This window comes from Pantoea sp. X-Soil-ISGK-285 (assembly GCF_059730815.1).
In genome coordinates this window covers 106522-125698 of sequence record NZ_AP035938.1, presented here as the reverse complement: position 1 = coordinate 125698, position 19177 = coordinate 106522, and the positions used below count along the sequence as shown (strand labels likewise).

Below are 19177 nucleotides of genomic sequence, written 5' to 3'. Positions count from 1 at the left end.
CTGTGTAAGTCAGTCGCCTGGCAGAAGCCGACTAAAAGTGGTTTGTGCGGATGGGAGCCTGAACTTCGCCATTACCCACGGTGATATTCAGAATGCTGCTGACCCTTTTCGCGATCAGTTCAATATCAAATGCCGCTGCCGAGGCGGGACTGAAATCATAAACAGACTGCTGCGAAGCATTGGCTTCACCTACACTTTCATCACGGTGAACCACGCCCAGTAAATTATCGCCCAGGCGCTGCTGCATAAACGCGGTGACATCGCGATTGATATTCCGGCGGTTGTCACACTGGTTAAGGATGAAATAGTGACCCTGCTTATTATTGAGAGGCTTACCGATCATCCGGTTCTCTTCAATCTGCGGTAATAACGATACTGATGCGGTATCGGCTAACATCACTACTAAATGCATATCGGCCAGCGCCGTCATTGCTTTAAGGGCGGGGCCCGGGCCCGGCGGGAAATCAGCCACGATCACCAGACCGGGATAATTGAGCACCGTATCCAGACCGCGCTTAATAAAGTGGGGATCTTTCATCAGGTTCTCTTCGAACCGTTCGCGCTGCGGCTCCGTGACGTCGCCATAGGGCAGCACAAAGATATTGCCGCCGGTGGTAAGAATCGACTGGCTCCAGTCCGCCTGCTCTTCTGAGCGCGCCACAAATCCGCGGCCATCATGAAGCGGCACGCCAAAGTGAAGACGCAGTGCATTCTGCACATCAAAATCAATCGCCAGAACTTTGCTACCGGAACGCGCCAGACTCCAGGCCAGATTCGCCGCCAGCGTGGTTTTCCCCACGCCCCCCTTCGGCGAGCACACACAAACTAATGGCATAGCGCAATCTTCTCCAGTAACGGTTTGAGTAAGGTTTCTTTCGGCAGATTAATCTCGCGCGAGCGGAACAGCGCACCAAATCGCCCTGGCTCAGAATGGGTGGCGGTGGGTGCGACGACGGGCTGAAGCTCCGCCACGGTGGCAGGCCGGACCGGCTCAGCACGCAGCATGGTCGCAGGCTCAGCCACGGCCACTTTTTGCAGTGGCGGCGGTGGCGGAAAGAGTGATGAAGGACCGCGTGCAGTCGTGCTGGTTGCTGGCAGGTTACTGCCTGACAGGCTATCGAGAATCGAGGTGCGAGCTGCCATTGCCGGTTGCGCAGTGAGTGCGGCATGTCGTGCCGGTGCCCCAGGCGGTGGAGCCGTAAACTCATCACCACGCAGCGGCTGAGGTTGCGGCAGGTCAATACGCTCGCCGCCGCCAAACGGTGTCTGATGTTCTTCTTTCGCCAGCTGGCGAATCAATGCCCATTTACTGTGTTCCGCCGCTTCCTGCGTCTGGCCAGACATATCTTTAAAGTCGATGTCGAGCGTTTGCGTTTTCTCTTTAAAACGCTGCAAATCATCGTAATTATTCTTCATTGGCCATGGCCTGCAACAAGGTGGGAATTTTCCTGGAATATAACACATCCCTTTAATATCAGTCAGAAAAACCTGATTACAAAAAAAGCAATTTCAATCAAATTTTTTAATCATAAAGATTCAATAGTGGCGGAAGAAAGCCTTTTCTGAGTCATTGCCGCTGATAATTAATAAGTAATACTTAAGTTAAATTCATTAGCACTGTTTTAATAATTTTTCTGAAAATACCGCTCTTACAACCTCTGGCACTGCCAGGCTGACTCCTGTAAACAGCCTTTCAGAGAGCGTTCAGGCTGCCGCAGGCGCAAAAAAATCGCATTTCTGCCATAAGTGATTGATGCTATTTATCTTTTTTCACTGCAAATATCGCCAGAAGGAAAACAGGTTAAGACTGATAACGGAAAAAGAGGAGGAATAACCAGAAAGTGCTCGCTGACCTGCCAGCAGTGCGGCTTGCAGCTGAGTTGAGATAAAAAAAGGCTTCAGAAAAGAGCCTTCGGCTGGGGAGTTAAGATCGCGAACAGGCTCAGAGGGCATACGCCTTACGCAAAGACGCAAAAGACGCCATCCCTGGCAGGCTCAGCGCGGGCGATTACGCACCTCATCCCTGAGGGGCGCCCGTAGCCGGGCCAACGCGTTGCGTTGTTCAAAAACGCTCCCGGCGTTTTCATCCGGGGGCGCGATGTTTTGCTACAGGCCTATGCTCCCATCGCTTTCAATTTTGTGCGGTCTGTAAACACCAGAATGCGCTGCCAATCCTCAGCTGACCTTTTCTGCCACGCCGACCGGTTGATTCTCATCCTGATCAACCGCGAAGCAGGCAATCTCCTGTCCGCCATAGTTTTTCAGCTTCGGCTGCAACTGCACGCAGGTGCCAAAACGTCGGTGGCAGCGCGCATTAAAGGCGCAGCCCGGCGGTGGATTGAGCGGGCTCGGCAGCTCGCCGGTCAGCTTAATGCGCTCACGACGGTCGTCTGGATTAAGCCGCGGCGTCGCTGACAGCAAAGCCTGAGTATAAGGATGGCGCGGGTTGGCAAAAATTGCCTCTTTGCTGCCCTTCTCAACGCACCGGCCGAGATACATCACCATCACCTCATCGGCAATGTGTTCCACCACCGACAAATCGTGCGAGATAAAGACATAAGAAAGCCCCATATCCTGCTGCAGATCCATCATCAGGTTAAGCACCTGGGCACGCACCGACACGTCGAGCGCCGAAACCGGCTCATCGGCAATCAGGACGTCCGGATCGAGCATCAGCCCACGTGCGATGGCGATACGCTGACGCTGCCCGCCTGAGAACATGTGCGGGTAGCGGTCGTAGTGCTCGGTTTTCAGGCCGACTTTTGCCATCATCTCCAGCGTCTTCTCGCGGCGTTCCGCGCGGGTCAGCTGGGTATTAATCACCAGCGGCTCTTCCAGAATCTGGCTTACTTTTTTGCGTGGATTGAGTGAGCCGTACGGGTTCTGGAACACGATCTGGATTTTCTGGCGACGCAACTTCTGCGCCTGGGGATCATGTTTCAGCAGATCCTGACCGTGCCAGTAAAGCTGCCCTTCGGTCGGGGTTTCAATCATCGTCAGCAGGCGGCCCAGCGTGGATTTACCACAGCCTGACTCGCCTACCACCGCCAGCGTTTTGCCGCGTTCCAGATTAAAAGAGACGCCATCCAGCGCTTTGACCAGACGCTCCTGACCAAACAGCCCCTTCTTCACCGGGTAGTGCTTCTTCAGATCAATCGCCTGCAGCAGGAACTGATCTTTAGTGGTTTCATGACTCATAAGTTGGTCTCCCGGCATCGTCCAGCGGATAGTGACACTTGGACTGGCGTCCTGGAATGGTGCGCAGTTCAGGTTCTTCCTGAAGACAAAGGTCAGTCGCATAGGGGCAGCGTGGATTAAGCAGACAGCCAATCGGGCGGTCATACTTGCCCGGTACCACGCCAGGCAGCGAGGCCAGGCGTGCTTTATCGGCCGCAAACTCCGGCAGCGCACGCAGCAGCGCCTGCGTATAAGGATGGCGCGGCGCCTTAAAGATATCGGTCGCTTTCCCGCTCTCCACCACCTGACCGGCATACATCACGATAATGTGGTGCGCCGCTTCTGCCACTAACGCCAGATCGTGAGTAATCAGGATCAGCGCCATGTTCTCCTGCCGCTGCAACTCCAGCAGCAGTTCGATGATCTGCGCCTGAATGGTCACGTCGAGCGCCGTGGTCGGCTCATCGGCGATTAACAGCTTAGGCCGACAGGCGATCGCCATGGCAATCATCACACGCTGGCTCATGCCGCCCGACAGCTGGTGCGGATAGACATCGAGCCGTGACGCGGGATCGGGAATACCAACCTGATTCAGCAGGTCGATCGCCCGCTGACGCCGGGTGCGTTTATTACCGCCCTGATGCACCTTGATCGCTTCCATGATCTGGAAACCTACGGTGTAGCAGGGATTCAGGCTGGTCATCGGGTCCTGAAAAATCATCGCCACTTCGGCGCCCACCAGCTGGCGGCGCTCACGTTCGGAGATGTTCTGCAGGTCGCGCTGGTTGAACTCCAGCTTCTCAGCCATCACTTTGCCGGGGAAATCGATCAGCCCCATGATCGCCAGGGAACTCACCGATTTACCGGAGCCGGACTCGCCCACGATACCCACGACCTGGCCCTGCTCAACCTGATAACTGATGCGGTCAACCGCGCGGAACGGTGCTTTATCGTCGCCGAAATGCACCGATAGTTTGTCTACATTTAATAACGCCATCTCGGTGCCTCTTTACTGCTTGAGTTTCGGGTCGAGTGCATCACGCAAACCATCGCCCATCAGGTTAAATGCCAGCACGGTAAGCAGAATGACCAATCCAGGGAAGGTCACTACCCACCAGGCACTTTGCGCATACTGCAGGACGTCGGAGAGCATCGTGCCCCACTCCGGCGTCGGCGGTTGCGCACCCATACCGAGAAAGCCCAACGCCGCCATATCGAGAATGGCGTTGGAGAAACCTAATGAAGCCTGCACGATCAGCGGTGCAAGGCAGTTAGGCAGAATATTCACAAACATCTGGCGCAGCATACCGGCGCCGGCCACGCCGGAGGCGGTCACATAGTCGCGGTTCACTTCCACCAGCACCGCCGCGCGGGTCAGACGGATATAGTGCGGCAGCGCCACAAAGGTCAGCGCGATAGAGGCGTTAACGATCGAAGGGCCAAAGATGGCGACCAGCACCAGCGCCAGCAGCAGGCTGGGCAGCGCCAGCATGATATCGACGACACGCATGATGATGGCATCGACCACGCCGCCGAGATAACCGGCCAGCAGGCCAAATATCACGCCAAAAATCAGTGACAGCACCACCACCAGGCAGCCCACCAGCAGCGACAGGCGCGCGCCGTACATCAGACGCGACAGCACATCGCGGCCTACATCGTCGGTGCCCAGAATGTAGCTCCAGCTGCCGCCTTCCTGCCAGACCGGCGGATGCAGCAGCGCATCGCGGAACTGTTCAGCAGGGGCATGCGGGGCCAGCACATCGGCAAAAATGGCACACAGCAACACAATGATGATGTAGACCAGGCCCACAACGGCGCCCTTGTTACGTTTAAAGTAGTGCCAGAATTCCTGAAACGGGGTCATCGGCTTGGGTGCAACGGTAACGCTGCCGGGATCAACAACAGACATGATGCCCCCTTATTTCTTATGACGTATGCGCGGGTTAACCACGCCATACAGCAGGTCAACCAGCAGGTTGACCACAATAATCAGTACTGCTGTCAGCAGCACCCCGCCCTGCACCACCGGATAGTCACGGCGCTGCAACGCTTCAATCAGCCAGCGACCCAGGCCCGGCCACGAGAAGATGGTTTCGGTCAGAATCGCCCCGGCCAGCAAGGTGCCGACCTGCAGGCCGATCACCGTAACCACCGGCAGCATGGCGTTTCGCAGCGCATGCACTACGATCACGCGCATCCGCGTCAGGCCTTTGGCACGCGCAGTACGGATGTAATCTTCACCCAGCACTTCGAGCATCGCCGATCGCGTCATTCGCACAATCACCGCCAGCGGAATGGTGCCGAGCACGATGGCAGGCAGAATCATGTGCATCACCGCATCGTGGAAGTCGCCCGGCTCACCCCAGAAGAAGGTATCGATCAGCATAAAGCCGGTCAGCGGCATGGTGTCATCCAGGAAGACGGTGTCGCCGACCCGCCCGGAAACCGGCGTCAGGTTGAGCTGTACCGAGACCAGCATGATCAGCATGATGCCCCACCAGAAGATCGGCATGGAGTAGCCGGTCAGTGAGATCCCCACGGCGGTGTGATCGAAAATCGACCCCCGCTTCACGGCGGCCATGACCCCAACCGGGATACCAATGGCCACGGCAAATATCATGGCGCAGAAGCCGAGTTCCAGCGTCGCTTTGAAGCGCGGAACAAACTCATCCCAGACCGGGATGCGGCTCTTGAGTGAAATGCCCAGGTCGCCATGTAATACGCCGTTAATGTAGTTCAGGTACTGTTTCCACAGCGGCTGATCCAGACCTAACAGCGCCATTAACTGTGCATGGCGTTCAGGAGAAATACCGCGTTCGCCCGCCATGATCAGTACCGGATCGCCGGGGATCATGTGAACAAATGCGAAGGTGAGTAATGTAATACCGATAAACGTTGGGATGACAAGGCCCAGACGTCGGAGTATGAACTGCAGCATAATCCGGGTTCTCTCTTGTCCGCGCGACCGTCGCCGCGAGGGTAGTTATTGCTTACATCTGACGATCGGGTAGGCCCGACCGCGACGCAGACAGGCTGCGCCTCTACCGTTTCCAGTAAAACAGGGAGATAAAGCCGGGGCGACGCGCAGCCGCCCCGGAAAAGGCGACAATTATTCTTTAATGTCTACCTGAGCAAAGTAGTGTCCGCCCAGCGGATCGACTTTGTACCCGGAGACTTTCTTGCTGACCGGTTCGTATACCGTTGAGTGCGCGATCATCAGCGCCGGTACCTGGTCATGCATCACAACCTGTGCCTGCTTGTAGTACTCGATGCGCTTCGCCTGATCGGCGGTGGCGCGAGCTGGCTGAATCTGATCCTCAAAGGATTTATCACACCAGCGCGAGTAGTTAGAGCCATCTTTTGCCGCTGAACAGCTGAACAGGGTGGCCAGGAAGTTATCCGGATCCCCATTGTCGCCGGTCCAGCCCATCATGACGGTCTGGTGCTCGCCTGCTTTGGCGCGCTTCAGATATTCGCCCCACTCGTAGGTGACGATTTTGGCTTTGACGCCAATCTTCGCCCAGTCGCTCTGGATCATCTCAGCCATGCGGCGCGCATTCGGGTTGTAAGGACGCTGAACCGGCATTGCCCACAGGTCGATTGAGAAGCCGTCTGCCATGCCCGCTTCTTTCAGCAACGCTTTGGCTTTCTCAGGATCGTAGGCGTAGTCTTTTACGTCGTCGTTATAGCCCCACATCGTTGGTGGGATCAGGTTTTTAGCAGGCTGACCTGCACCCTGATAAACGGCTTCGATAATCGCCTTTTTGTTGACCGCCATGGTCAGTGCCTGACGCACTTTCAGGTTATCCAGCGGTTTTTTCTCAACGTTGTACGACAGATAGCCGACGTTCAGGCCAGCCTGCTCATACAGGTTGATGTTTTTGTCCTGCTTCATACGCGCGATGTCAGCCGGGTTTGGATAGGGCATGACCTGACATTCGCCCTTCTGCAGCTTGGCGTAACGCACTGAAGCATCCGGGGTAATGGAGAAGACTAAGCGATCGATTTTCGGCTTGGTGCCCCAGTAATCCGGGTTAGCTTTGTAAAGGATGCGCGAATCTTTCTGGTACTGCAGCAGCTGGAACGGACCGGTACCGACCGGATTCAGGTCGACGTTTTGCGGGGTGCCCGCTTTCAGCATGTTGTCAGCGTACTCTTTCGACAGAATCGAGGCGAAGTCCATGCCGAGGTCAGCAAGGAACGGCGATTCAGGACGCGTCAGCACAAAGCGCACGGTGTTCTCGTCCACTTTTTCAATTTTGCTGATCAGCTTCGGCATGTCCATGCCTTCGAAATATTCGTAGCTGCCGCCGGAGACGCCGTGATAGGCGTTGTTTTTATCCAGCTGGCGCTCAAAGGTGAACACCACATCATCCGCATTAAAGTCGCGCGTCGGTTTGAAATCTTTGGTGGTCTGCCACTTCACGCCTTTGCGCAGGTGGAAGGTGTAAGTTTTACCGTCTTCACTAACATCCCACTTCTCTGCCAGCGCAGCGTGCAGTTCGGTGGTGCCGATAGTGAACTCAACCAGTCGGTTGTAGATCTGACGTGAGCTGGCATCGTAGGTGGTGCCCGAGGTGAACAACTGCGGGTTAAAGCCTTCCGGAGAACCTTCAGAACAGTAAACCAGGGTTTTTGCCTGAACACCGGCGGCGACAGTCATAGCAATCAGGCTCAGACCGACCTTCAGCATCCCGGATTTAGCCAGGGAGTTGATCATGCTTTTGCTCCATTGTGATGTGATGTTGTGTGTATTGCCCGACCTCTGATTTTTTTATGCGGTTCAGGCGTACCACCGAACAGGTGGTTAAAGCACGCTACGTTTTTTTTGTTTTTTCTTATGCAGATGGTGCATTCAGAAAATTCCGTAACTGCGCGTTTATTGACGCATCAATTTGTCAACAGTTGCAAAGAACGTCAATACAACGGTTACTTATTTACACAGAGTGTGAGGGATAGCATGCAACGGTAATAAAAACCCTTTCGGCCTAAAAGCCATACAATGCACAGCGCTGCTGGTCTGATTTCCGTGCATTGTGCTGGATGGTTGTTCTATCGCTAGTGATTCTCACCGCTAAAAAACTTAAAACTTTTACCGGCAAATGTTGAATAACTGAACGATTCACCGTGCGTTATGACGTTCATCCAGCGGAATATGCTGGTAAAGAAGCATAAGAAATCAGCATGTTGCCGCTTTCGGTCATAAGAAGAATGTGTCGCGAATTATGATCGCATCTCTTATATGGCAAGGCCTGCCAGCGGGTAAGTGATGATAACAACGGCTGGTAAACGGAATGCGCGGTGGATGGGGTTTACTGGAACTTTCTGGAAGGTGACAGCTGAGGTTTGGATCTGTCAGCCGTCTGAGGCTCCCAAATAAGTACCTGATGCGTCTGCCAGACGTGAAGCGAAGGGAGCATACGCCTGGAGCAAAGCATCGCGGGCCAGGGACAAAAACGCCGGGAGCGTTTTTGAACAACGCAAAGCGTTGGCCCGGCTACGGGCGCACCTCAGGGATGAGGTGCGTAATCGCCTGCGTTGAGCCTGCCAGGGATGGTGTTTTTGCGTCTTTGCGGAAGGCGTATGCTCCCTGAAGCCCACTCAGCGGTAATAATGTGAATGCTTAGCGGCCAGATCGAGACTGCTTCGGGAACACGGTCAGATCGGAAAGGCGCTTAAACCATCCATGGACGCTCGGCCCACGCCGTCCATGGCGTGGGACGCTTTCCTCCTCTGCCCGTGTTCCCTTCGCCTTGAGATTGTTCATTGCTGTCAGCGTCACTCGGGTTTGGATCTGTTAGCCGTCTGAGGCTCCCAGCGTCTGCCTGGCGTATGCTCCCTGAAGCCCGCTCAACGGTAAATCCGTACCTTTCATCCACTTTTCTTCAGACGAAAAAAAACCTGTCTTTTCAGACAGGTTTCTTAAATATGGTCGGCGAGAGAGGATTACTCTGCTCTGCGAGCAGCGCCCTTCGGGCCGTTGCTGAAGCAACGTTGTCTCGCTACGCTCGGCTCAAACCTCCTTCGGAGGTTCTCATCCTCTTTTCTTCAGACGAAAAAAAACCTGTCTTTTCAGACAGGTTTCTTAAATATGGTCGGCGAGAGAGGATTCGAACCTCCGACCCACTGGTCCCAAACCAGTTGCGCTACCAAGCTGCGCTACTCGCCGATGGGGGCGCATGTTACTGCTACCCCCGATCAGCGTCAACCGCTTTTTATGCTTTTGCCGCCAATCGCCTGGAAAGCACGCGGTTACCGGGAATCAGCCGCCTGCTTTACACTTTTCGACCACTATTACAGCGGCTTAGCCTGACCATTACCCGGTGCCTGACACCAGTTGTTGGCCGGGTTAATACCGCCATCTGGCGAGGTGTAACCCAGACAGCCCAGGATGGTATCGAACAACTCAACGTGGCGATGCGTCCGGCCCACGCGCTGCTGCGCCTGCAGGCGCTCAAAGTTGCTGCGGTTCTGACTGTCTTCCAGATACTTATCTGACGCCCAGACCATCATCGGCACACGGAACTGCTCAGGCGGAGCCATCTCACGCGGCGTGCCGTGCAGATGCATATTCTCGCTAATCGACTCACCATGGTCGGCGGCATAGAAGACGATCGCCTTCTTATCACGCAGCTGATCCAGCACGCTATCCAGCATGCTATCGACATACAGCACCGAGTTGTCATAAGCGTTAATCAACTGCGCTTTGCTGCAGGTCTCATCCACGCCCATACACTCCGGCTGATATTTCGCGAAGCTGCGCGGATAACGCTGTGAATAGAGGTAGTGCGAACCTTTGGTGTGCAACACAATCAGATGCTTACCTTTCGGGAAACGATCCAGTGACGCTTTCATCTCCGGCACCAGCAGCATGTCATCCACCGCTTTGCCCTGATTACGCTTCTCTGAACCGATCTGCTCACGGAAGGCAAAATTGTTAGCATTGATGTTGTCGTAGAACCAGACTTCGCTCTGCATCGCAAACAGCTCAGAGGTGAAGCCCAGCTCTTTCATCACCGCAAACACATTCTGCTCTTTCAGCGTGCGGCCCGGATTATCCATAGTGCCGCCTTCGCGCACGAACATGCAGCGCAGTGACAGCTTGGTCGCGGTATCACAGGACTCGCCCCGGAATGCCACCAGGTTCTTCTCTTTCGACAGCTTCGGCGTTGTGTCACGCTCATAGCCCAGCATCCCCATGTGATCCCAGCGCGTGGTTTCGCCAATCACAAACACCACATAGGTATCATCAAGCCCGGCAGGCGCGACGTAGGTAAACTTCTTCGCCGGATCCAGCAGTTCCTGGCTGTTCAGCGACTCATCCACACGGGTCCAGGCAAACAGGCCCACAGCCGCCAGCCAGTTCGAAGGAAGATAAGAGTGCGCCACCACACCGCCGTAACTCGGCAGATCGATGTTGGTGATCTCTTCGTTATGCTTCTGCAGCTTGTCGAAAAAACGAATCGGCAGCCAGACCAGCGCCACGCAGAGCAGCATGATCAGGGTGGGTTTCAGGCGCTGTCCTGGCGTACGCAGCTGTTCGTTCAGCGTCATGCTCAGCTTATTGCGCCAGATCATCAGCAGTGGCAGCGCGCTGACCAGCACCATCCACAGGATGAAATGGTAACCAATCACCTCTTTAGAGAGATCGGTGTCAGTCGTCATCACCGAAGCCACAATGCCGTAGCCAATCACCACGTTAAAAAACGCCATGTAATAGGCGGCGGCAACCGAAATCAGCACAATCAGCGTGGCCAGCACGCGATAAAACCACTTTCCGCCCAGCGACAGCAGACGCATCAGGAAGAAAGTCAGCACCACAATGGCCACTACCTCGGTGACGGCAGTCAGCCAGTTCGTAACCGTAGAGTGCCTGAGAAAACCGTCAAAACGACGATAGAAAATCGGCAAATTCAATAAGATACCGAGATAGAGCGCCAGCAAGAGCGATAACTTCTGCTGAGTCAGGGTTTTAATGTAATTCATGAAAAAAGGTGTTTCTCCGGTGTGAAGCGCTTGACCAAATCTTTTATGTGACTGCCGAAACGCGGCAGAGTTCGCTGAATAAGCGGACCGGACAAGATGAAGGAAAATTCTGAACGGATTTACAGGCTATAACGCGAGGTGGCTCAGTAAAACATGGTCGCGTTTGATAGACCAGAAAATAATCGTTGTCGACCTGATTAGCACATTTTTTGTACACAGCGGACAGGAACGGCCAGGTGGGCTGTTGCAGACAGCAGCAGGAGAGCGAAAATGACAGAGGAAAAAAGTGCGGGCCTGATAGTTTCAGGCCCGCAGCACGCTTAGCGAATAATGTTCAGCGTGACATCGATGTTGTTGCGGGTGGCGTTTGAGTAAGGACAAACGATGTGTGCCGCATCAACCAGCTTCTGCGCTTCTGCTTCATCCATCTCTGGCAGATGAATGTTCAGGGTCGCTTCAATACCAAAACCATCAGGGATAGGGCCGATACCCACTTCACCTTCGATCCAGGCGTCTTTTGGCATGGTGATCTTGTCACGGCCCGCCACAAACTTCATCGCGCCCAGGAAGCAGGCAGAATAGCCCGCAGCAAACAGCTGCTCAGGGTTAGTCACTTCGCCGCCTGCACCGCCCATCTCTTTTGGCACGCCCAGTTTCACGTCCAGTACACCGTCAGAAGAGGTTGCACGACCATCACGACCACCGGTTGCTTTGGCTTTGGCGCGGTAAACCACTTGTTCTAAAGACATGACATTTCTCCGTTACGCTATTTAATCGCCCACTACTTATACAGCCGTAATCAGGCGGTGAGGTTTAACGGGTGCCGCGCACCCGTCAGCAATATTTATCGTGACTTATTCAGGTTATCTCGCAACCCATCCAGCTGTAATTTCAGCGCCAGCAAAGCGTCATCATCACAGGCTGTGGCACACTTGACCGCTTCAGGAATGGCTTCAGCCCTGGCCCGTAACGCCTGCCCGGCTTCGGTCAGCGTCACCGCAACCTGGCGTTCATCCTGACGGGTTCGCTGCCGGTTAATCAGGCCTGCACTTTCCAGTCGCTTCAGAAGTGGCGTTAATGTTGCCGAGTCTAAAAAAAGCTGCTCGCCAATCTCTGACACCGTGACATCATCTTTCTGCCACAACACCAGCATGACCAGATATTGAGGATAGGTGATGTCGAGCTGGCTCAGCAACTGACGATAGACTTTATTCATCGCCAGGTTGGCAGAATAAAGCGCAAAGCAGAGGTGCTGATCGACCAACAGTGGCATCGTTTTCACTTTTTTGTCATCTTGATCACAGTTCATGGTTAATAATATAGATAGCGCGCTAGATAATTGCAAGCAAACTTTTTGTCAGGGGGAAAGGCATGCAGGATTCACTGGAAGAACAGGCGCGTCGCTTCGCCACCGAGGCACATGCCAGTGCCGGTCAGCGCCGCAAATATACCGATGAGCCTTATATTGTTCATCCGGCAGCGGTGGTGGAACTGGTGCGCAGCGTCAGCCATGACGACGCGTTGTTAGCGGCAGCCTGGCTGCACGATACCGTAGAAGATACCGCAACCACACAGAGCGATATCGAAACCCACTTTGGTACGCGCGTGGCAAGCCTGGTAGAGATGCTGACCAACAGCGCACCCGCTGGGGCAAAAAATCGCACGGCCCGTAAACTGGCGCACTTCCGCCATACAGCCAGCGCCAGTCCTGAGGCACAAACCATCAAACTGGCTGACATCATCGATAACACCCGCGCGATTGTGCGTTTTGATCCCGACTTTGCGCGGGTCTACCTGGTTGAAAAGCAGATACAGATTGAGTTGCTGAAGCAGGGAGATGCGCAGTTATGGCAGCAGGCTTCAATGATTATTGAAAGCGGACTCGCACAGTTGCGGGAGCCGCCCTATAGCGTGCCGGAGAGCTGGTTTGCCAGACAGGCGGCTAAATACAGCGAATTACGCTAATAAAAAACCCGCCAGCGGCGGGTTCTTTTCGTGATATCAGTTTATTCAAGCAACTGCCGTCCCAGATAGGGATTGGCATGTAATAACTTCATCAATTTCTGCGCCGTCGCGGAAGGACGGGTACGCCGGGCTTCCCAGCTTTTCACGGAAGAAACGCTCACGCCCATTACTTTTGCAAACTCATCAACCTGCATGCCGGTCATTTCACGCAGACGCTGCGGCTCTGGCTGGGCGGGTTGCTGACGCTGAATAAGTAACTCGGCGGCGCGATCATCACGTGTCAAAACAATCTGCTCAAGGCTGCTGAGCAATTCAAACATCGGGTCTTTTAATTCCATAGAGAACTCCTTAAAAACTCGCTATGAAGCACGTGAAAGTAGAGAGGTACGAGCCTGAAGTCAGGACTCTGAAACCGGGCCTGTTTCAGGCTGGATCCCGCAAGGGTTTATTTTTGTTATGAGAGAAACCATTACGGGACACAGCCTGCGGTGCACTGCTTTAAAGATGTCAGGTCAATGCAACAAATGCCGGGAGACTAAGTATGGATAGAGACCTGACTATTTGCCGCGCAATTTATAATTATTTTTTTAACTATGGTTTGCCGGAAAAGTTCCAGCGCCTCTAACCCGCTGAGGCAGTTGAGTTTTGTGCCTTCGGTGTGGGCAAAAAAATCAAATGGTGTTTGCTATTTATGTGGATGCCATCAAGCTTTTTGCTGGCATATTCTCATTTCTGTGAGGCAATACACCTCTTCAGGTAGTGAGTGCAAAATATACGCCAATGGTTTACTTCCTGAACACATATATTCACTGATCTTATTAAATTAAGAATAGTCCTGGTTGGGGCCTGAGGCCTGGCGCGCGGCGGCTCACAGTGCAGAGCGGGTAAATCTTTTATTCTTAACGGCGCTCTGTCGCCAGATTAATCAACAGTCATCTTAACGAAACGGCTGGCGCCTCATGCCGGTGCAGTTACCCGGCAACTATCGACCTGATGCGCGGTAAAAGTGCAGCCCCGTGATAACGCACTGACGACGGGCAAAACCCATACCTGACCTCTGTAAGGAAAAGCGATGCGAGAAACAGATTTTAACGTCGGATACCCTTCTCATCGTGTACCGATGATGGGTCGTAATGCCGTCGCAACCTCTCAACCGCTGGCGGCGCAGGCGGGTTTACGGATGCTGCAACAGGGTGGAAACGCCGTGGATGCGGCTATCGCCACCGCCATCGCCTTAACCGTGCTGGAGCCAACCGGAAACGGCATCGGTAGCGATGCGTTTGCCATTGTCTGGGATGGCAGCGAGCTGCATGGGTTAAACGCCTCAGGCCGATCGCCAGCCGCGTGGCATCCCGAACGCTTTGCCGATTTTAGTGCGATGCCTGAAACCGGCTGGGAATCCGTCACTGTGCCAGGGGCCGTCTCGGCATGGGTCACACTGGCACAGCGCTTTGGCACCTTACCGCTGACCACCCTCGCACAACCGGCAATTGACTATGCGCGCGACGGTTTTCCGGTTTCACCGCTGATTGGTCAGCTGTGGCAGCGCGGCTATGACAAGCTGCGGGATCAACCTGGCTTTAGCGACTGCTTTGCGCCGCAGGGTCGTCCGCCGCGTGCTGGCGAGCTATTCCGCAATCCGGCTCAGGCCCGCACCTTGCAGGAAATCGCTGAGACTCAGGGCGAAAGCTTTTACCGCGGCGCACTGGCGCAAAAGATGACAGCCTTCGCCCGTGAGCATGGCGCAGCCCTGACGCTGGAGGATTTGAAAAACCATCGTGCCGACTGGGTTACCCTGCTGTCGCGTCCGTTTGCCGGAGGATCGGTGCAGGAGCTGCCGCCGAATGGTCAGGGCATTGCGACCTTAATTGCACTTGGCATTCTGGAAGAGTGGGAAATCAACCGCTATGCACCGGATTCGCCGCAGTGGCTGCATCTCTCCATCGAGGCGATGAAACTGGCGCTGGTTGATCTGGACCGTTATGTCACCGATGAAGATCATCTCGAATTTCCGGCGGAACACCTGCTCAGCAACGACTATATTCGCCAGCGGGCAGCGTTAATTGATCCTGACAAGGCGGGAGATTTCTGCTTTGGATCACCGCAGCAGAGCGGCACAGTGTATGTCGCCGCCGGTGATGCCAGCGGCATGATGGTCTCATTCATTCAGTCTAACTACATGGGATTTGGCTCCGGCGTGGTGGTACCCGATACCGGCATCAGCCTGCAGAACCGGGGCGCGGGCTTTTCACTCGATCCAGACCATCCCAACGTCGTGGCGGGCGGTAAGCGGCCGTTTCATACCATCATTCCGGCCTTTGCGCGGGATCAGCAGGGCCAGCCGCTGATGGCATTTGGCGTGATGGGCGGCCCGATGCAGGCGCAGGGGCACCTCCAGCTGGCGCTGCGCATTATGCTGCACCAGCAGAATCCGCAGGCCGCGATTGATGCGCCGCGCTGGCGCGTGGTGCAGGGACGCGAGGTGGTATTTGAATCAACCCTCGATCGCAATACCCTGAGCACACTGCGCCGCATGGGTCACAACGTGGTACTGGAAGATCCCCTGAGTAATTACAATTTTGGTGGCGCGCAGGCGATAGTGCGCGATCCGCAGGGCTTTTACATTGCGGCCAGTGAGAGTCGCAAAGATGGTCAGGCGGTGGTGTTTTAAGGTCGCGGCAGTGAGTGTCAGGCTGCTCAACCCCTCCTTCATCTCTGCGCGCTGAAGCCTGCAATGGCAGGGAACGCAGCACGCCCTGAGGCGCAGGCGGTCCCATTCTGTAACCGGCGTTTCAGAAAGCATCTGTTTCACAGGTGGTTTCACGTTGTGCCGTGGCTCGGGTTTGTTCTATTCTTTAGGCCATTCCTACCTGGACATCTGACAGTATCACCGACAGGAGTTGACCCTATGGCTTCAGGACTTACACGCCTTATGGCACGCGGCGGCATTATGCTCGCTGGCGCGCTGATCGTGCTGCAACTCACCGCATGCGGTGATAAAGAAGGCGAGCAGCGCAAAGCATTTATCGATTTTCTCCAGAACACTGTGATGCGCAGCGGCGAGCATCTGCCCAGCCTCAGCGAAAACCAGAAGCAGAGCTTTGGCAACTTCGCCAGCGATTACGCCATTATGTATGGCTTCTCGCAGCAGGCGAACAAAGCGGTTGAACAGGGTATGCGTCCGGTGGTGGATGAGCTTTCTGCTATTCGCGTTCCGCAGGATTATCTCAGCCGTCGTGATTCCCTGCGTCAGGCGACCAGCGCACTGGTGATCGTCACCCAGCAGATTGAAAGCGCCAAAATGCAGGCGGATAGCAGCAAGGCGACCCTGAAGCAGCCGGATGACCTGAAAAAAGTCTACGACACCGCCTATAACAAAGTGGTGACGGTGCCCGCCAATCAGCTGATTCCTCTGCTGCCAAAACTCCAGGCGCTGAGCCAGGGTGCAGTGCAGACCGGCGATTTCCTGCAAACGCAGGGAACCCGTGTCAGCTTCAATGATGGCGGCGTACAGTTCCCGACTCAGGATCAGGCTTCGCAATATAACGCGCTGATGAGCACTTTATCCGCCAATTCGCAGGCGCTTGCTCAGGCACAGGCTGCCGTCCAGGGTGGTCTGCAGTAAACCCGCCTTACGGGCAGATGCTAATCGTCTGCCCGTCCCACTCTCTTTTCTCCTCCCACCCAATCACCCGCTGAATGAAGTGTGATCTGGCGCATTTTCGACCAAAAATAGTTTGTGATCTAAGTCACAGATATATAACAAATCAACGTCAAACAAGTGTGATTCACCTCACAGATAACCGGCCACCCCGTCTAAAAATCAGCCAAATGAGCCTGAGCTACGCTTTAAAGTGTGATCAAAATCACGCTAATCACCCCTGCCACCACCCTTAATCAGTGATGTAGATCACACTTACCCCGCACGCTACGCAGCGTCAAATTCGCGTGATAGAGTCCGCGTGCATACAGTAATACCACCGGCTTTGGGTCGGGGTGGCTAAACAAAAACAAGCGCGCTCTCCTATTGCAGCGCGTCTCAATAAGGGGTGGGTTTATGTCCTCATCAGTGAAGGTCAAAGTACAAAGCTTTGGTCGCTTTCTGAGTAATATGGTGATGCCAAACATCGGGGCGTTTATCGCCTGGGGTATCATCACCGCACTGTTTATTCCAACTGGCTGGATCCCTAACGAAACGCTGGCCAAACTGGTTGGCCCGATGATCACCTACCTGCTGCCACTGCTGATCGGTTTCACCGGTGGGCGTCTGGTGGGCGGCGATCGCGGCGGCGTGGTCGGTGCCATTACCACCATGGGTGTGATTGTCGGTGCGGATATGCCGATGTTCCTCGGTGCGATGATTGCCGGTCCGCTGGGCGGCTGGGCAATCAAGTCGTTTGACCGGGCGATTGACGGCAAAATCAAAAGCGGCTTCGAGATGCTGGTCAACAACTTCTCGGCCGGTATTATCGGGATGATACTGGCACTGCTGGCGTTCCTGGCGATCGGTCCGCTGGTAGAAGGTCTGTCACACATTCTTGCCGCGGGCGTGAATCTGATGGTGCAGAACAACCTGCTGCCACTGACTTCGATCTTCGTCGAACCCGCGAAAATTCTGTTCCTGAACAACGCCATTAACCACGGTATCTTCTCGCCGCTCGGTATCCAGCAGGCTAGTGAAGCCGGCAAATCCATTTTCTTCCTGATCGAAGCCAACCCGGGTCCGGGTATGGGCGTGCTGATGGCCTATATGTTCTTTGGTCGTGGCAGTGCTAAACAGTCTGCGGGCGGTGCGGCAATCATCCACTTCCTTGGCGGCATCCATGAGATCTACTTCCCGTATGTGCTGATGGCTCCTCGTCTGCTGCTGGCAGTTATCCTTGGCGGTATGACCGGCGTCTTCACGCTGACGGTGCTGAACGGTGGCCTGGTCTCTCCTGCCTCACCGGGTTCAATCCTGGCGGTACTGGCAATGACGCCAAAAGGGGCCTACTTCGCGAACATCGCCGCTATCGCTGCGGCCTTCGCCGTCTCCTTCGTGGTGTCCGCTATCCTGCTGAAAACCAGCAAAGTCAAAGAAGATGACGATATCGAAGCCGCGACCCAGCGCATGCATGAGATGAAAGCGCAGTCTAAAGGCCAGAGCGGCGCGGGTGCCCCAGTCGCCAGCGATGCCATGAGCGTTGAACTGCATCACGTGCGTAAAATCATCGTCGCCTGTGATGCCGGTATGGGTTCCAGCGCGATGGGTGCAGGCGTATTGCGTAAGAAAGTGCAGGACGCCGGGCTGAGCAATGTGTCGGTGACCAATACCGCGATCAACGCCCTGCCGGGTGATGTCGATCTGGTGATTACCCATCGTGATCTGACTGAACGCGCCATCCGCCAGGCTCCGCATGCGCAGCATATCTCGCTGAACAACTTCCTTGACAGCGCGCTCTACAGCACTCTGACCGAGCGTCTGGTGGCGGCTAACCGCAGCGACGTGCATCGTCAAACGGTGAATACCGCGCTCTCTGACAGCTACGATGAAGGCAACGCACACCTGTTTAAACTGGGTGCGGATAACGTCTTCCTCGGCCTGACCGCCAGTAACAAAGAGCAGGCGATCCGCTTTGCTGGCGAACAGCTGGTGAAAGGCGGTTACGTTGAGCCTGAATACGTTGAGGCGATGCTGGCGCGTGAAAAACTGACGCCGACCTACCTCGGTGAGTCGATTGCCGTGCCGCACGGTACGGTCGAAGCAAAAGATCGCGTGCTGAAAACCGGCGTGGTGTTCTGTCAGTATCCGGCAGGCGTCCTGTTCGGTGAAGAGCCGGAGGATGTGGCGCGCCTGGTGATTGGTATTGCTGCCCGTAACAACGAGCACATCCAGGTGATCACCAGCCTGACCAATGCGCTGGATGATGACAGCGTGATTGAGAAGCTGGCGAACACCACCAGCGTGCAGGAAGTGCTGGATCTGCTGTCAGGTAAGCCTTCAATCGCGTAATTTATAGCAATTAATTTCCCTGGGGCGGTCATGCCCGTCCCGATTTCCTGGGGC

General features: G+C 54.9%; 15 protein-coding genes, 1 tRNA gene and 1 other RNA gene. 4 read left to right on the top strand and 13 right to left on the bottom strand.

What is annotated here, in order from left to right; translation table 11 throughout:
* Positions 1-31: 31 nt before the first annotated feature.
* The 12 genes from bcsQ to AC6I8B_RS00525 form a co-directional block, all read right to left on the bottom strand.
* Positions 32-835 carry a cellulose biosynthesis protein BcsQ gene (gene bcsQ / locus AC6I8B_RS00580; RefSeq protein ID WP_010671647.1) on the bottom strand — a complete coding sequence of 268 codons (804 nt, stop codon included), beginning with the start codon at positions 833-835 and terminating at the stop codon, positions 32-34.
* Entirely contained in the window at positions 826-1416 is a 591-nt protein-coding gene (bcsO, locus tag AC6I8B_RS00575; protein ID WP_045140905.1) for a cellulose biosynthesis protein BcsO, read from the bottom strand. Before bcsO ends, bcsQ begins: the two co-directional genes overlap by 10 nt.
* Positions 1417-2175: 759 nt before the next feature.
* Positions 2176-3198 (bottom strand): dipeptide ABC transporter ATP-binding subunit DppF, encoded by a 1023-nt coding sequence (gene dppF, locus AC6I8B_RS00570; protein WP_010671644.1) that lies wholly within the window; start codon positions 3196-3198, stop codon positions 2176-2178.
* Positions 3188-4174, bottom strand: a complete 987-nt coding sequence (dppD, locus tag AC6I8B_RS00565) for a dipeptide ABC transporter ATP-binding protein (protein ID WP_157354064.1) — start codon at positions 4172-4174, stop codon at positions 3188-3190. Before dppD ends, dppF begins: the two co-directional genes overlap by 11 nt.
* A gap of 12 nt (positions 4175-4186) precedes the next feature.
* Entirely contained in the window at positions 4187-5089 is a 903-nt protein-coding gene (gene dppC / locus AC6I8B_RS00560; RefSeq protein ID WP_010671643.1) for a dipeptide ABC transporter permease DppC, read from the bottom strand.
* A gap of 9 nt (positions 5090-5098) precedes the next feature.
* Entirely contained in the window at positions 5099-6118 is a 1020-nt protein-coding gene (dppB, locus tag AC6I8B_RS00555; RefSeq protein WP_022624833.1) for a dipeptide ABC transporter permease DppB, read from the bottom strand.
* A 171-nt stretch (positions 6119-6289) separates the two neighbouring features.
* The gene (gene dppA / locus AC6I8B_RS00550; RefSeq protein ID WP_010671642.1) at positions 6290-7900 is read right to left on the bottom strand and encodes a dipeptide ABC transporter periplasmic-binding protein DppA; all 1611 of its coding nucleotides are present in this window, start codon (positions 7898-7900) and stop codon (positions 6290-6292) included.
* Positions 7901-9109: 1209 nt separating this feature from the next.
* A non-coding RNA gene (locus tag AC6I8B_RS00545) (RtT sRNA) lies at positions 9110-9239 on the bottom strand.
* A gap of 33 nt (positions 9240-9272) precedes the next feature.
* A tRNA-Pro gene (locus tag AC6I8B_RS00540) sits at positions 9273-9349 on the bottom strand.
* Between the two features lie 125 nt (positions 9350-9474).
* Positions 9475-11166, bottom strand: coding sequence for a kdo(2)-lipid A phosphoethanolamine 7''-transferase (eptB, locus tag AC6I8B_RS00535; protein ID WP_010257429.1), 1692 nt, complete (start codon positions 11164-11166; stop codon positions 9475-9477).
* A 320-nt stretch (positions 11167-11486) separates the two neighbouring features.
* A complete protein-coding gene (locus tag AC6I8B_RS00530) occupies positions 11487-11915 on the bottom strand; it encodes an organic hydroperoxide resistance protein (RefSeq protein ID WP_010257431.1) in 429 nt (142 codons plus the stop codon).
* A gap of 95 nt (positions 11916-12010) precedes the next feature.
* On the bottom strand, positions 12011-12475 hold the full coding sequence (locus AC6I8B_RS00525; RefSeq protein WP_010671641.1) for a MarR family winged helix-turn-helix transcriptional regulator: 465 nt from the start codon (positions 12473-12475) through the stop codon (positions 12011-12013).
* Between the two features lie 62 nt (positions 12476-12537).
* Between AC6I8B_RS00525 and AC6I8B_RS00520 the strand changes: the two genes are divergently transcribed.
* Positions 12538-13131 carry an HD domain-containing protein gene (locus AC6I8B_RS00520; protein ID WP_010257434.1) on the top strand — a complete coding sequence of 198 codons (594 nt, stop codon included), beginning with the start codon at positions 12538-12540 and terminating at the stop codon, positions 13129-13131.
* Between the two features lie 41 nt (positions 13132-13172).
* Here the strand turns inward: AC6I8B_RS00520 and AC6I8B_RS00515 are convergent, their stop codons facing one another.
* Positions 13173-13469 carry an HTH-type transcriptional regulator gene (locus tag AC6I8B_RS00515; RefSeq protein ID WP_010257438.1) on the bottom strand — a complete coding sequence of 99 codons (297 nt, stop codon included), beginning with the start codon at positions 13467-13469 and terminating at the stop codon, positions 13173-13175.
* A 734-nt stretch (positions 13470-14203) separates the two neighbouring features.
* On the opposite strand from AC6I8B_RS00515, the gene AC6I8B_RS00510 reads away from it, so the two are divergent.
* The 3 genes from AC6I8B_RS00510 (at position 14204) to AC6I8B_RS00500 (ending at position 19123) form a co-directional block, all read left to right on the top strand.
* Positions 14204-15802, top strand: a complete 1599-nt coding sequence (locus AC6I8B_RS00510) for a gamma-glutamyltransferase family protein (protein WP_122459533.1) — start codon at positions 14204-14206, stop codon at positions 15800-15802.
* Between the two features lie 237 nt (positions 15803-16039).
* On the top strand, positions 16040-16756 hold the full coding sequence (locus AC6I8B_RS00505; RefSeq protein ID WP_010257443.1) for a DUF3053 domain-containing protein: 717 nt from the start codon (positions 16040-16042) through the stop codon (positions 16754-16756).
* Positions 16757-17188: 432 nt separating this feature from the next.
* The gene (locus AC6I8B_RS00500) at positions 17189-19123 is read left to right on the top strand and encodes a PTS mannitol transporter subunit IICBA (RefSeq protein WP_157354067.1); all 1935 of its coding nucleotides are present in this window, start codon (positions 17189-17191) and stop codon (positions 19121-19123) included.
* Positions 19124-19177 lie beyond the last annotated feature (54 nt).